This is a genomic window from Rhizobium sp. BR 249 (assembly GCF_047445895.1).
GTDB lineage: Bacteria > Pseudomonadota > Alphaproteobacteria > Rhizobiales > Rhizobiaceae > Rhizobium.
On sequence record NZ_JARWKX010000020.1, the window covers coordinates 28,654 to 41,673 of the forward strand.

At 60.0% G+C, this 13,020-nt stretch carries 15 protein-coding genes and 1 pseudogene; 9 read left to right on the forward strand and 7 right to left on the reverse strand.

All coding sequences use genetic code 11. From position 1 onward, the window contains the following. Positions 1 to 15: 15 nt before the first annotated feature. Genes QD408_RS18745 through QD408_RS18760 form a run of 4 tightly spaced genes read right to left on the reverse strand, consistent with a single transcriptional unit; the run spans position 16 to position 2,489 of the window. On the reverse strand, positions 16 to 1,194 hold the full coding sequence (locus QD408_RS18745) for a hypothetical protein (protein WP_414140323.1): 1,179 nt from the start codon (positions 1,192 to 1,194) through the stop codon (positions 16 to 18). Positions 1,195 to 1,237: 43 nt separating this feature from the next. Further along, positions 1,238 to 1,975: a GAD-like domain-containing protein gene (locus tag QD408_RS18750; protein WP_414140324.1), complete on the reverse strand. Its 738-nt coding sequence runs from the start codon at positions 1,973 to 1,975 to the stop codon at positions 1,238 to 1,240. Positions 1,976 to 2,011: 36 nt separating this feature from the next. Then, positions 2,012 to 2,209 carry a hypothetical protein gene (locus tag QD408_RS18755; protein WP_414140325.1) on the reverse strand — a complete coding sequence of 66 codons (198 nt, stop codon included), beginning with the start codon at positions 2,207 to 2,209 and terminating at the stop codon, positions 2,012 to 2,014. Beyond that, the gene (locus QD408_RS18760; RefSeq protein ID WP_414140326.1) at positions 2,202 to 2,489 is read right to left on the reverse strand and encodes a hypothetical protein; all 288 of its coding nucleotides are present in this window, start codon (positions 2,487 to 2,489) and stop codon (positions 2,202 to 2,204) included. Before QD408_RS18760 ends, QD408_RS18755 begins: the two co-directional genes overlap by 8 nt. 46 nt (positions 2,490 to 2,535) lie before the next feature. On the opposite strand from QD408_RS18760, the pseudogene QD408_RS18765 reads away from it, so the two are divergent. The 5 genes and pseudogenes from QD408_RS18765 to QD408_RS18785 all read left to right on the forward strand — a co-directional run. After that, positions 2,536 to 2,715: pseudogene (locus QD408_RS18765) on the forward strand (hypothetical protein); the annotation flags it as partial. Between the two features lie 426 nt (positions 2,716 to 3,141). Beyond that, the gene (locus QD408_RS18770) at positions 3,142 to 3,489 is read left to right on the forward strand and encodes a DUF488 domain-containing protein (RefSeq protein ID WP_414140327.1); all 348 of its coding nucleotides are present in this window, start codon (positions 3,142 to 3,144) and stop codon (positions 3,487 to 3,489) included. Between the two features lie 98 nt (positions 3,490 to 3,587). Continuing rightward, positions 3,588 to 4,109: a DUF4142 domain-containing protein gene (locus QD408_RS18775; RefSeq protein ID WP_088684049.1), complete on the forward strand. Its 522-nt coding sequence runs from the start codon at positions 3,588 to 3,590 to the stop codon at positions 4,107 to 4,109. Between the two features lie 7 nt (positions 4,110 to 4,116). Further along, positions 4,117 to 4,431, forward strand: a complete 315-nt coding sequence (locus QD408_RS18780; RefSeq protein WP_414140328.1) for a cupredoxin family copper-binding protein — start codon at positions 4,117 to 4,119, stop codon at positions 4,429 to 4,431. A 36-nt stretch (positions 4,432 to 4,467) separates the two neighbouring features. Then, positions 4,468 to 5,178 (forward strand): RNA polymerase sigma factor, encoded by a 711-nt coding sequence (locus tag QD408_RS18785; RefSeq protein WP_088684047.1) that lies wholly within the window; start codon positions 4,468 to 4,470, stop codon positions 5,176 to 5,178. Positions 5,179 to 5,199: 21 nt separating this feature from the next. Here the strand turns inward: QD408_RS18785 and QD408_RS18790 are convergent, their stop codons facing one another. The 3 genes from QD408_RS18790 to QD408_RS18800 all read right to left on the reverse strand — a co-directional run bounded on the left by QD408_RS18790 (position 5,200) and on the right by QD408_RS18800 (position 8,491). Next, positions 5,200 to 5,334, reverse strand: a complete 135-nt coding sequence (locus QD408_RS18790) for a hypothetical protein (protein WP_414140329.1) — start codon at positions 5,332 to 5,334, stop codon at positions 5,200 to 5,202. Positions 5,335 to 5,368: 34 nt separating this feature from the next. Beyond that, complete coding sequence (locus tag QD408_RS18795) at positions 5,369 to 5,569, reverse strand: hypothetical protein (protein WP_088684046.1); 201 nt, start codon at positions 5,567 to 5,569, stop codon at positions 5,369 to 5,371. Between the two features lie 276 nt (positions 5,570 to 5,845). Next, positions 5,846 to 8,491: an EAL domain-containing protein gene (locus QD408_RS18800; protein WP_414140330.1), complete on the reverse strand. Its 2,646-nt coding sequence runs from the start codon at positions 8,489 to 8,491 to the stop codon at positions 5,846 to 5,848. Between QD408_RS18800 and QD408_RS18805 the strand changes: the two genes are divergently transcribed. From QD408_RS18805 to QD408_RS18820, 4 genes are all read left to right on the forward strand, one after another. Then, complete coding sequence (locus tag QD408_RS18805; RefSeq protein ID WP_414140331.1) at positions 8,490 to 9,170, forward strand: hypothetical protein; 681 nt, start codon at positions 8,490 to 8,492, stop codon at positions 9,168 to 9,170. The genes QD408_RS18800 and QD408_RS18805 overlap by 2 nt on opposite strands. Positions 9,171 to 9,382: 212 nt before the next feature. Next, entirely contained in the window at positions 9,383 to 9,523 is a 141-nt protein-coding gene (locus tag QD408_RS18810) for a hypothetical protein (RefSeq protein ID WP_414140332.1), read from the forward strand. After that, entirely contained in the window at positions 9,517 to 11,625 is a 2,109-nt protein-coding gene (locus tag QD408_RS18815) for a putative bifunctional diguanylate cyclase/phosphodiesterase (RefSeq protein ID WP_088684045.1), read from the forward strand. The genes QD408_RS18810 and QD408_RS18815 overlap by 7 nt, the downstream gene beginning before the upstream one ends. A 50-nt stretch (positions 11,626 to 11,675) precedes the next feature. Then, on the forward strand, positions 11,676 to 12,926 hold the full coding sequence (locus tag QD408_RS18820) for an ABC transporter substrate-binding protein (RefSeq protein WP_414140333.1): 1,251 nt from the start codon (positions 11,676 to 11,678) through the stop codon (positions 12,924 to 12,926). Positions 12,927 to 13,020 lie beyond the last annotated feature (94 nt).

Below are 13,020 nucleotides of genomic sequence, written 5' to 3' on the forward strand. Positions count from 1 at the left end.
TCAAGCCGGAACGGGTCAGCTCTCCAGCCACCGGGCGACAAGTTTGGCTGCCGCCCGCTTGCGGCCAACCCGGATGTCGGCTGCGCCGATATCGAAATCCAGCCCGTTTTTCTCACGCAGCTGTCTCAGCCAGGCGGGGAAAGCATGAAGGTTTCCGCGCCCAAGAAGGGGAAACCCGAGCTCGTTCCTGTAGCTCTTCTTTTCGTCTTCCGAGAATTCCCCGCGCCCGGCGATGCGCGCACTCAATTCCCACTCCCAATCCGGATTTGGCCGGATATGCAATCGTACGGCATTCCGGGCGATCAGAGGATGGTCTTCGGTGCCGCGCAGCGGGACCGCAATATGGATTTCCCAGTCCTCCTCTTCGCCAAATGGCAACTTCAGCCTTTGCGCCAGGTCGACGGATTCGGTGGCGTTGCGGCGCGCAAGCTCGATCTTCTTGAGCCGTTGTGCGAGCATGAGGAAACGCTCTTCGTCGGGCCCAACATCGGGCAGGACCGCCTCGACATAACGGTGCAATATCGCCTGCTGCTCGGCGCGCCGCATGAGATCGTATTTGCCCTCCAGCATATCGGCAAGGAGATCGGCACGGGTCGCCTTGTTGAGCAGGCAGATGAACACCATACCCCAAAAGCGCAGATCGGTGACGCTGTAGAGATCTTCGCCATAGCGCCTGTCGTGGCGATAGCCGAGATGCCGGAAAACCTCGAGGATGCGCACCGCCTCGTCCGTGAAGGGAGCAAACTTCGCCTTCTTCTCGCGCTGGGCGGGCATCGTCGTATAAGCGCCGACCTGCGTGATGAGCTTGAGGCGCGCCTTCAGCGCCTTGGCCGAAACCGTCTCGCCGCTCGGCAGGGCACCGGTATCGTCGAACCCGAACACGAACAGCAGCTTATGCCGCCGCGACATCTGAATGATGCCGCCAAGATCGAGAAACGGCAGCATGCGCCCGTAAGCCTCGAGCAGCAGCGGCATCTCCTTGTCGCCGACCGAAGGGACCGCGGCGGCGACGCGCATGAAATGGAAATAGAAATCGATTTGCTCATTCGGATCGAGCAATCCGGAAACCTTGGCCGCCAAAGGGCCGATCCGATGATGATTAGCCGGCCAGAATTTCCCCTGCCGCCGCTCGGCGAAAGCTTGGTTTTCGTCGGCGATGAATGTGCGCAACAGATTGGCGTCGGGGTTTGTCATGGTGTGGGCTTCATCATACAAGTGCACCTAAGGCAAGCGCATATCAATCGTCGACAAGACGGTCATGACCGATCGTGCGAACAGCTTCGAGATGTCCAAAGGGACCCCGACCACCTTCCTTCGGATCGATATAGCGTTCCAACGTAAAGGATCCCATCTGGGACAAAACACCCAGATATTCGATGAAGCCGCCGATTGAAAAATCCTTGGCCGTGCCATCGCCGCCGAGGCGGAAATGCGGGACCATGGTGTAGACCTGATCAGCCGTAATCGGACCGAGCCGACGGCGCACAGAATCGAAAACAGGCTTGCCGGTTATAGCATCCACCCAGCCACGGAGATCGAAAACACTGGCGTCCACGGCGGCAGCTACCGCCATATCATCATCGAAGGGAGGGACGCCCTCGACAACCTTGGTAGTGATGTCGGTGGTGGCGACGGTGCCAAGATTCACGTTGAGCGTGATCACCTTAAATTTAGGGTGCCAGATGCTGACTTCGCCGAATGCATCACGCATGAAGGGCACCATTCTTATGGCATCGAATTCCGGGTCGCCGGCAAACAACGTATTCAAAACAGGCATGATCGGCTCGGGATCGCAAATCCAGAAGAGGCCATCGCGCCACTGCCCACGACCATGCTCAATCCAGAAATCAACCATGGCGTCTGGCAACCTCCCACGATAGCCCTCAGCCTGCGAAGCAGAAACCGTTGTACCATCTTTGAGCGGCCCGAACTCATCCAGGACTTCCTGCAGGGGGCGCCGAGGTGTAACAGACATATTGGCTCCAGATGCTCATCAGTCGCTCGACAGCGATCAACGCCCGACTTTGTCACCGCCACCCTTGAATGGCCTTGCCGAAAGCTCTTTCGGGATGTCGTATTGGTGCCAGCCCTCATCGTCCAAGATGTAGTAACGAAGCCCGTAATCAAACACATAGAGCTTCTCGTTCTGGACGAAGATTGCGCTCGGCTGCAGGACGAAAGGGGCGGAGCGCATCTTCACCTTAAGCAAGAGTTTGCAGCGTTCTCCTCAATGACTCGTAGTTGATCTCCAGCTCTAGGTAGCCGAGACCCATAGTGATCCGCACATGTTCAGGGAAGAAGGAAATTTCGACGGGAACACGCGATCTGTCGTCGATGGTCCGTATAAAGCTCAGGTTCTTCAGGAGCTCATTCAAAGCTTGGGATGCGATCAGCTCAGCAGCGTAGGGCAGTTCGTATCGACAGGCCAAGGCAAAGCGTTCACTCGGCCGTTTTTCTTTTAGGCGTCGCGTGACTCCCAACACCTTCAAAACGTTCTCGGGCGTCTCGTCCGTCCATTCCTTGTTAAAAACGATTGTGGCTGCCGTAGTGCTGACGAGCTGGACGGCCACCTATTTCCAGAATACGTCAGCGCTCGCCGGCGCGGAAAGGCGCATCGACGCCTATGAGCAGCTGGTGCGCGGCGTGCCTGTTCGAGACGTCTCGGATGCGGATTTCCTGCGCATCCTGCCGGCGCTCGACAATCTCGCGGCCGTCGGCGAATCCGCTCGAGCGCATGGCGCTGAGGCCGGTATCGGTGGCGGCATAGGCAAGCGGGGCTGACGTAACCGGACCCATCGGCGCTTCCGAGAGCCTGACGACAGGGATTCGTTCATTGCCATTCGGCGAAGTGGCATTGTAAAAACTACCGGCAGTTGGGCCATCGGATGGCCGAGCGCATGCGCTAAGAACTGCGACAAGGACCAACGGCGCCAGCTTTCGCATCAGGTATCCTTTTGGCAATGTTGAGAGAATCGGAGAGTATCAGCGACAGACGACCGAGCAATACCAGTTGTGCGCGAAAAATCAAATGTGACAGCTTAGAGGCAGTCGAGTGTGACTATTTAGCAACCACAGGCGTGGGTGGAACCAAATCCTGCATCTGCGTATTCGTTCAGAACCACCTTCACAGCGGATGAGCAAATGGCCTTGCACATCAAACGAATTTACGAGCCGAAAGAAGACAGGGACGGCAGGCGTATTCTGGTCGACAGGCTGTGGCCGCGCGGCTTGAAAAAGCAGGAGGCGGCAGTCGACGTCTGGCTGAAGGACATCGCGCCGAGCCCGGCGCTGCGCCGATGGTTCGGCCATGATCCCGCCAAATGGAGCGAATTTCAGCGCCGCTACAGGGACGAGCTCAAAGAGAATTCATCAGCCGTCGAGGAACTCAAACGCTGGATCGGGCAATCGGACGCCACGCTTCTCTATGCGGCAAAAGACCAGGCCCACAATCATGCGATCGTGCTTCAGCATTTCATCGCCAGGGACTGAAGCGGCCCGGCAATCATTCGCGCTTCGAAAATTTCCGGGAACCTTTTCGGTCGATCTGCATCCAATGCTCGCTTCCATCCGACATAAGGAGACAGATCATGTTGAAACGAATTCTCGGCGCAACCTTCATCGCAGCGTCGCTCGGCACCGCCTCGATCGCCGCCGATGCCAAGCCGACCGACCCTCAGATCGCCCACATCGCCTATACGGCGGGGCAGATCGATGTCACCGCCGCGGAACAGGCGCTGAAGAAGAGCAAAAATCCTGAAGTCGTCGAATTCGCCAGGACCATGGAGCGCGACCACAAGGCCGTCAACGATCAGGCGCTCGCCCTCGTCAAGAAGCTGAAAGTGACGCCGGAGGACAATGCGATCAGCCAGTCGCTCTCGACCCAGGCGAGCAAGGAACTGAAGACGCTTGACGGCCTCGACGGCGCCGCCTTCGACAAGGCCTACGTCGAAAACGAGGTCGCCTATCACAAGTCGGTCAACGAGGCGCTCGCCAAGGTGCTGATCCCTTCGGCGCAGAACGAAGAGCTCAAATCGCTGCTGGAAACAGGCCTGACCCTGTTCAAGCAACACCAGACGCATGCCGAACATCTCGCTTCGATGATCAAGTAGGCCGGCGATGGGCCGGCTCCTGAAAACGCTGCTGTTTGCGCTGCTTTGGGCAAGCAGCGGAGTTGCCTCAGCGGCGGACTATCAGCTCACTATCGCTGGCATGAAGTTCGGCCCAGCGCCTGCCGAACTGCATGTCGGCGATGTGATCGTCTGGCGAAACGATGATATATTCCGGCACACGGCGACGGCGCGCGACAAGAGCTTCGATGTCGACCTGCCGCCGAAATCGGAAGCGCGGATGACGGTCGGCAGGGTGGGAACGGTCGATTTCTATTGCCGTTTTCATCGCGCCATGACCGGCAAACTGGACGTCCGGCCGTGAGGCCGGGCTCCGATGCAAAGCAATGCGGAGATTTGCATGACAGCCATTGCGGTTCCGGTCGCGCCACACCGGCAGCACGTATCGACGTTATCAGATGCCGAGCTCGTACCCCTTGCAAGACAGGGTGACGAGCCCGCCATCCGCGCCATCGTCCAGCGTCACAATCAGCGCCTGTTCCGCACCGCGCGCGCCGTCATCCGCAGCGATTGGGAAGCCGAAGACGTCGTACAGGCCGCCTATGTCAAGGCCTTCACCAATCTGGCGACATTCCGCGGCGAGGCCGAGCTTTCGACATGGCTGACCCGGATTGCGCTCAACGAGGCGCTGGGCCGCGTGCGCGCACGAAAGAACACCACCGGGCTTGAGGAAATCGACATGCAGACGACATCGCGGGGCGGCGAAGTCCTCCAGTTCCCCTCCTCGCTCTCCGCGACCGACCCGGAAACAGAGTTGTCGCGGAGCCAGGCGCGCCACCTCCTCGAACAGGCCGTCGACGACCTTCCGGACGAATTTCGCGCCGTCTTCGTGCTGCGCGAGGTCGAGGGCATGAGCACGGAGGAGGCCGCATCCTATCTCGGCATCAAACCCGAAACCGCCAAGACCCGGCTGCACCGGGCGCGGAAGATGATGCGCCAGTCGATCGAAAAACAGCTCTCCGGCGCATTCTCGGCCCTCTTCCCCTTCGACGGCGCCCGCTGCGCCTCCATGGGGGACCGCGTCATCGCAGCCCTTCGCCAGACGCCGTGATATCTCGCGATACGGGACATCTCAGCGCGAGGCAGGCAGGCCGTATATCTTCTCGAGATCGTCAAGCATCAGATTTGCCGCGATGATGCTGCCGGCCGTATTCCAGACGGCGTCGCTGACGGCCTCGACGGAGAGGTTCTTCCATGCATGAGGCAAGCGGCGGAACCGGCGACGATCCCGCCGGCTGCTATCAACCTTCGACGATCAACTGGCTCAGTTCGCCGTTCAACCGGTCAAGCTCGTCCAGCACCTTACGGATTCGGGCGCGCGCCTGAAGCATTTGCTCAATTTCTGTAGCGCCGGACGGCTCGCCTGCGGCCTGCGACACGGAAGCGCCAATTGCGGTGTCGGAAACTGAATTTGGAAAGGGGATGATTTCAGCAATTCGCATTTCAATATTTCGTATTCTGGAGGACAGGAAACGTTCATGTCTCCGGGTCCGATCACTCATGGGCTGCGGCGTGCTTCATCGCCGGTCAACCGGAACACTTCGCCATTCATTTCAATGAGTTGCGTATTGTTCGTCTGCTAGTAAACGCCGGATCAGCCTTAACAAAACCCTACTTTCGAGCGCCTCGCAGCTCACTTTGCGGCTTTGCTGCGCCAAGTGGACAGACCTGCGACAATCGGATAGCGCAACCGAAGACGACAGGACTTCGGCTTCCCATCATTTACTAAGGGCCGAGGCACCGGCGGCGCGCTCCGTTTCAAGCGGCACGCCGCTCGATGGCGTTCCTGATGACGGAATTCGCCCGCGAACCCACATCTCGCCCGGATGGGAGCCGCCGGCAGGAGAGCGCTGCCTGAGCGCGATGATATCCGCTTTCGGCACCGCCCGGCTGTAAAGGAACCCTTGCGCCGAGCCGCATCCGTTCGCGGCAAGAAAGGCTGCCTGCTCGGCCGTTTCCACGCCTTCCGCAACGACATTCTGCCCAAGACAGCGCGCGATGGAGAGGATCGCTTTGACGAGTTCCTCGTTGCGCCTGTCGGCGCTGTTGATGAACGACCGGTCGATCTTCAGCGTGTCGATCGGAAAGCGCGCGAGGTAATTCAGCGCGGAATAGCCGGTGCCGAAATCGTCGATGGCGATCGAAAATCCCATGCTGCGAAGTTCGGAGAGCGTCTGCAGCGTCTCGTCCTTCTGATCGAGCAGAAGGCTTTCGGTGATTTCGATTTCGATCCATTCCGCCCGGCAACCGGTCTCGCCGAGAATATCGGCGATCGACTTTACCAGTCCGGCGGATTGGAATTGCTTGGCCGAAAGATTGACCGCCACCTTATGCGGCGCCTGGCTTTCGGCGTTCAATTCGACCGCGGTCTGGCAGGCCTCGCGCAGCACCCATCGCCCGAGCTCGACGATCAGCCCGGTATCTTCCGCGACCGGAATGAAGCGGTCGGGCGGGATCATGCCCATCTCGGCGTGACGCCATCTCAGCAAGGCTTCCGAACCGACCATCGCGCCGCTGTCCAGAAGCACTTTCGGCTGGTAATGCAGTTCCAGTTCCTCGCGCTCGATCGCGCGGCGCAATTCCGATTCCAGCCGCATGCGCTCCTCGGCGTTCGCCGTCAGATCCTTGGAATAAAAGCGAAAATTGTTTCGCCCGGAGCGCTTGGCGAGATACATCGCCGAATCGGCGTATTTCACCAGATCATTGGCGTCGGCGCTGTCGCCGGGATAGAGCGCGATGCCGACGCTGCAGGAAATGAAGACCTCCTTGCCATCCAGCAGGAAGCCGTCCTTGAACTTCTCGAGAATGCCGCTGGCGATCCGGCCGAGATCGTCGCCTTGCCTGAGATCCGGCAGCAGGATGGCGAACTCGTCGCCGCCAAGGCGCGCGACGGTGTCGTAATCGCGCACGCTCGCATTGAGGCGCGCGGCCGCCTGGCAGAGCAACTGGTCACCGACGGGATGCCCCATCGTATCGTTGACCACCTTGAAGTGGTCGATGTCGATCAGCATCACGCCGGCCCGCTGGCCCCGCGATCCGGCCGAGGTGATCATCTGCCGCAGCCGATCGTTGAACAGCGACCGGTTCGGCAGCGAGGTCAAGGGATCGTAAAAGGCCATCTGGTGGATCTTCTGGCGCGAGGCATTCAGCTCGGTCACATCACGCGCCACGCCGAGAACCCCGACGACTTCTCCCGCGGCATCCATGACCGGCACCTTGCGGGTTTCAAGAAGAATGGATTGACCATTGTCCTGCGAAACGACCCATTCCTCATCGCTGAGGATGCACTCGCCGGCCTTGATCGCAGCTTTGTCCGATTCCCGAAAAAAACGAGCCCTTTCGATGTCGAACAGATCGAAATCCGTCTTTCCGACAACGTTTGCTTCCGCCAGCCCGGTCAGCCGCTCGAAGGTGTGGTTGCACAAGAGATAGACGCCATCAATGTCCTTGACCCAGATCATGTCTGGCATGGTCTGGAGCACGCTCAGCAATTGCGTCCGCACGGAGTTGATGGCGTCTTCCGCCTGTTTTCGCTCGGTAATGTCACGCGAGAATGCCAGGAGCGTGGTGGCGGCGGTGGGATCTGCACTCGGTCGCTTGGCCACGGACAGCTCGAACCACCGCGTTTCGCCATTCGGCAGGGAGATGCGGATGCATCGGCCGTAGGCAACGCCCTCCCGGCCGGCCGTGTGAAGGGCCTCCATCGCGATGGCCGCCTGCTCGGGCACAAGAATCTCGTTGACCGTCTTGCCGAGCAGCATCTCCTTCTGCTGGGCCAGCAGGTCCGGATTTCTCGTCCAGACTTGGAGATAGCGGCCGTCCTCATCTGCCTCGAACAGAACATCCGGGATGGCGGTGAGGATGCCTTCCGCGAATTCGAGCGCCTTCTTGAGCTCCCGCTCCGCCTGCTTGTGCTCGGTGATGTCGATGACGGCGCCGATCAGGCCGGCCGGAACGTCGTTTTCGCCTGACAGCACCGCCTTGTTGCAGACCACATCACGCACCGCACCGCTCGCGGTGAGCATCTTTCTTTCGGAGTGCTGGGCTCCACCTCTTTCGAGGAGCGCCTCGTTCTCGACGGAATAGAGTTCGGCCAGATGCTTCGCATTGAGATCGAAATCCGTTTTCCCGATGATCTCTTCGCGTCCGTGGCCGCAAAAGTCTTCGAAAGCCTTGTTGCAGCCGATATAACGGCCATGCGGATTCTTGTAGAAAAGCGGAAGGGGAAATGGCCCCAGCAATGCGTCGAGAAGCGCTTCCCGGTCGATCGCGGCGTCCTGATGCTGCGCTCCTTTTGCCTCGCCGTCGTAGACTTCCGTAAAACGGGCAGGCGGCCGAGGCTGTTGGGACGACGACTTCGTCATGCGTTTACTCACCATGAGTAACAACCGGATATCTCATCCACCCGGCTGGTGTTCTTCCAAGAAAGCCGCCCAAGTCATTTGGGGGGCGCGGGTCCGCTGCAATCGAGCACGTCGCTCGGTTTCGAACACTGCGGTCAGAAAATTAAGAGATCGCTCATTCTCCGGCGACATTGCAATTTTCGGCGCGCGATACGGATCGTCCGCGCGCAATATGGATAGTTTTATCGGCAGAAACCCGCCGGCCTGTTCCTTCATATTCGTGGCGGGAAACATTTCAGGGGTTCAGCAGGACGGATTGGAGGCGAAGCCGGCGAAAACGATTCCGGAACGGAGCCGCTTTATCCGAAATCCGAAGCCCTTAGCCAAAACGCGACGCATTCATATCAGTTTTCCTGCAAGGAGCTGGTTTCATTGCCTTTTCTCCAAAAGCATTTACGCTTCTGAAACCAGACCTTCCGCAGCTTATTGCTCGAACGAGGTGCTGCTTGAACTTCTCCGCCATGAAGACGGATTGCAGGACGAGCCAATCCGTGCCGCTCATCAAGGAAGACGGCGCAGGTCAGAGGGGGAAGGAAAATGGCAGATAATCGGGGCTCCGCATGACGGCAGCTTTTCACGGCGCAGCTCGGTTGGCGTGGTGGCGCCGGCCCTAAAAAACCGGAACATTCCCGTCGTTTGAAATTTCTCGAGGCGCAGAATTGCGCCGGCATTCGCTCGCGGCAAGCCCTGAGCGAGCGCGCGCTGCCGCGGTCCCAAGAGCTCCCGCGGCAGCGCTGCGGTCGGCGGCGATCGTAGGGTTGCAGCGAGATCGACGGCAGATTCATATTCCCGGCGTGCCAGTGCCCGGCGCGCGGACCAGGGCCATGACGGCCGATTTTCAGGAAAATCATCGTGACGCAACTCTCCGGCGCGAACGCGTTTGGCGCGAAGCCTGCGCGTTGGAAGCAGCAGGGATTTCAAGACGGGCTCACCGGCGCTCGGGCCGAGGCAGCTCAGCCCACTTATGTTTTCCTGATGGAGCGTGAATGGTGATAGGATCGGACATCGAAAAAGCGGCGCCATCGGGCGAATCCCGTTCATCCGTGGCGAGATATATTCGCTCCATCGGGCGGCATTACGTCGCCGCCGTCGTCGTCATGACGGTTCTGATCGGCGCGACCTTCCTGACGGTCAAGGTCGCCCTCGATCGCCATACGCTGCAACAGGACATCAGCTATCTCACCGGGCGCCAGTTCATCCGCTTCCAGCAGCTTGCCAACCAGACGCGGGCGGTCATGCGGGCCTCGACCGATCCGAACATGCCGGAATATATCATCCGGCCAATGGTCGAGGACGTTCAAAAGGCGATCGACGAGATTCGCGCCATGAGCGTCGAGCTGAACGACCTGAACGACGAGGTCGAAGCGAACTTTCTCCAACGGCTCAACGGGCCGGACCCGGCCGCCGAGAAATTGCGCCTCGAACTCGACGGACGGCTGGAAGATTTTCTTCATAGGGCCGAACGCGTCGTCGCCGCGAAATTGCAGGAGCGACGGGAGCGTTACAGTTTCTGGGGCCCGATCGATTTCGCCGTTTCTTCCGACAGCGTGCTGATGCGTCAGTTCAGCGCCCTGATCGACAGTGCGCACGACCGGAGCGATGTGAGCATCGACCATACCCGCCTCATCAGCGCCGTGCTCCTCAGCCTCACCGCGGCCACGCTCATCCTGGCAACGATCATCCTCTTCATACCGCTCCTCGTAAAGCTGCGCACCGAGCACCGCCGGACGCTCGATTTCGAGATCAAGCTCACCCATCTCGCGCATACGGACACGCTGACAGGCCTCGGCAACCGGTCCTCGTTCAACGAGGCATTGAACGGGCTGTTTTCTTCCCTCGAGCGAACGGGCGCAGGCTTTTCGATGCTGCTGGTCGATCTCGATTTCTTCAAGGCAACCAACGACAGTTTCGGTCATCCGGCGGGCGACGCCGTACTGAGCCACGTCGCAACCGCGCTGCAGAAGACCTTCCGCGCCGGCGACGTCGTCGCCCGGCTCGGCGGCGACGAGTTCGCCGCTCTCCTTCCCGGCATTTCCGATGCCGCGACGCTGGAAGGAATTGCCGCACGCGCCGTTGCCGCCATTGCGGCGGAATGTCATTTCGAAGGGCGGCTGCTGCCGGTTTCGGCGAGTATCGGCGGCGCCGTCGTGCCCGGCCACGCCTCCGACGAGACGACCCTCATGCGCATTGCCGATGTGGCGCTTTACGCCGCCAAGGCCAAGCGCAACACGGCCGTCATCTTCGACGAAACATCCTTCGCCCAGCGCCTGGAACAGAACCGGCTTGCCGCAGCGCTGGCCTTCGCCGCCGACCGCGACGAGTTCGTCGTCTACTACCAGCAAAAGGTCGACCTGCAGACGGGCGGGCATCTCGGCTTCGAGGCACTGGTGCGCTGGCGCCACCCGCAGCTCGGCATTCTGCCGCCCGGCCGCTTCCTGCCGCTGATGGAGGGCCACCTCATCCAAAGCATGACGCGCTGCATCGTCAATACGGTGGCGCGCGATCTCAAAGCATGGAAGGCGGCGGGGCTCATCGCTGGATCGGTCGCCATCAATCTGCCGGAAGCCCTGCTCGTCAGCCATGACGGCTATGATTTCATAGCTGCGGCGGTCAAGGCGAACCGGCTCGACTGGCGCGATTTCGCCATCGAAGTCACGGAAGATGTCTTTCTAAATCGCGGCGCCAATCAGATCGCCGAAACCATCTCCCGGTTCCGCCAACACGGGGTCTCGGTCTCACTCGACGATTTCGGCACCGGCTTTGCCTCGCTCGTGCATTTGCGCGACTTCCCCTTCGACGAACTCAAGATCGACCGCAGTTTCGTTGCCGAGATCGGCAAGGATGTTCGCTCGGAGCAGATCATCAGGGCGATCATCGATCTCGCCCGCAACCTCGGCAAACGCTGTGTTGCGGAAGGCATCGAAGACGAGGTGCAGCGCGCCTTCCTTCTGAACGCCGGCTGCGAGACCGGTCAAGGTTATCTCTATGCCAAGCCGGAACCGGCTTCTGCGGCGACCGAACGATTGCTGCGCCGTCCGGCCCCGCGAAAAATATCCGCGCGGTCACGAAAATTGCGAGCTGAAACCGTCCTGTGAGCGGCGCACGGGAGCGATGCGGCAGGATCATCAATGAAAAGGGGCAAGGAATGAAACTGGGAATCAAACGGGCATGGCTTGCCGCGGCTCTGGCGGCCGCTGCTCCTGCAACGCAGGCCTTTGCGGAACAAGGCCTGACGGTGGATGTCGTGCATTACTGGATCTCGAAAAGCGAGTCTGCCGCGCTCGACGTTTACCGCAAGGCCTGGACGGCAGCCGGCAACAAATGGGTGGATATGCCGGCAGAAAACAAGGTTGCCGTCCAGCGCGTGGTGAGCGACCGCATCGCCAACGGATACGCGCCGGCGGTCATGCAGTGGAATGCGAACGAGGGATCGCGCGAACTGCCGGAAATGGGCATCGTGCAGGATATCGACGATATCGCCGAGGCGGACCATTGGCGGGACGTCATTCCGGCGACGGTTCTCGACCGTATCTCCTACAAGGGAAAGGTTTACTTCGCCCCGACCAACATCCACGCCGAAAACTGGCTCTGGACAAGCAAGGCGGCATTTGCCGAAGCGGGCGTGAAGGTGCCGCAGTCCTGGGAGGAGATCTTCCAGGCGGCTGAAAAGATCAAGGTGACGGGACGCGTGCCGATCGCGCTCGGCGGCAAGCGATGGGAGGTCTCTCTCATCTTCAACGACATCGTCTATCACAAGTTCGGCCCGGAAGGTTACGCCCGTCTCATGAGCGGCGATGCCGAACTCGTGCGGGATCCGCGCATGATCGAAGCGCTCGATCTGCTGCTGCATCTCTCCGATTACGTGGAGCCGTTCGAGCAGCGAAAGGAAAAGACTTGGGCCGATGCCACTGCGGCAGTCGGCAAGGGTCAGGCCGGCATGCAGTTCATGGGCGACTGGGCCAAGGGCGAGCTTGTGGCGAGCGGCTACGGCGTCGACAAGGATTTCGATTGCAGCCTCGTTCCCGGCACGTCGATCGCCTATTTCATGGTGATCGACGCCTTCGCCTTCCCGCTCACCAATCGCGACGGCACCACTGAGGGGCAGGAAGCCTTCGCCCGCATGGTGCTCGATCGCGACAATCAGGTCGCGTTCAGCCGGATAAAGGGATCGCTGCCCGTGCGCACCGACGTCGACCCGTCCGGGCTTGATCATTGCGGCAAGCTCGGACTGGAGATGATCAAGGCCAGGAAGGGTGAAGTCAGCGCCCAATCCCAGGCCATGCCGACCCAGATGTCCGAAGGTTGGATTGCCGTGGTGGGAGATTTTTTCAACAACAGGAACATGTCTTCGCAAGAGGTTCAAAAACGCTTGTATGATCTCCTGATGCAGCGCTGAACGAGGCTCGGTCCACTCGCGCCGCCGGCGCAGCGAATATCCATAATTCGCAAACCTGTCCAATAAGCGCAGCAAACACTGCGTCGGCGACTCA

Excerpts from the sequence above, each read along its gene's own strand:
- QD408_RS18745 (WP_414140323.1), bottom strand. The coding sequence starts at position 1,194 with ATGACAAACCCCGACGCCAATCTGTTGCGCACATTCATCGCCGACGAA.
- QD408_RS18750 (WP_414140324.1), bottom strand. The coding sequence starts at position 1,975 with ATGTCTGTTACACCTCGGCGCCCCCTGCAGGAAGTCCTGGATGAGTTC.
- QD408_RS18770 (WP_414140327.1), top strand. The coding sequence starts at position 3,142 with ATGGCCTTGCACATCAAACGAATTTACGAGCCGAAAGAAGACAGGGAC.
- QD408_RS18775 (WP_088684049.1), top strand. The coding sequence starts at position 3,588 with ATGTTGAAACGAATTCTCGGCGCAACCTTCATCGCAGCGTCGCTCGGC.
- QD408_RS18780 (WP_414140328.1), top strand. The coding sequence starts at position 4,117 with ATGGGCCGGCTCCTGAAAACGCTGCTGTTTGCGCTGCTTTGGGCAAGC.
- QD408_RS18785 (WP_088684047.1), top strand. The coding sequence starts at position 4,468 with ATGACAGCCATTGCGGTTCCGGTCGCGCCACACCGGCAGCACGTATCG.
- QD408_RS18795 (WP_088684046.1), bottom strand. The coding sequence starts at position 5,569 with ATGCGAATTGCTGAAATCATCCCCTTTCCAAATTCAGTTTCCGACACC.
- QD408_RS18805 (WP_414140331.1), top strand. The coding sequence starts at position 8,490 with ATGCGTTTACTCACCATGAGTAACAACCGGATATCTCATCCACCCGGC.
- QD408_RS18800 (WP_414140330.1), bottom strand. The coding sequence starts at position 8,491 with ATGACGAAGTCGTCGTCCCAACAGCCTCGGCCGCCTGCCCGTTTTACG.
- QD408_RS18815 (WP_088684045.1), top strand. The coding sequence starts at position 9,517 with ATGGTGATAGGATCGGACATCGAAAAAGCGGCGCCATCGGGCGAATCC.
- QD408_RS18820 (WP_414140333.1), top strand. The coding sequence starts at position 11,676 with ATGAAACTGGGAATCAAACGGGCATGGCTTGCCGCGGCTCTGGCGGCC.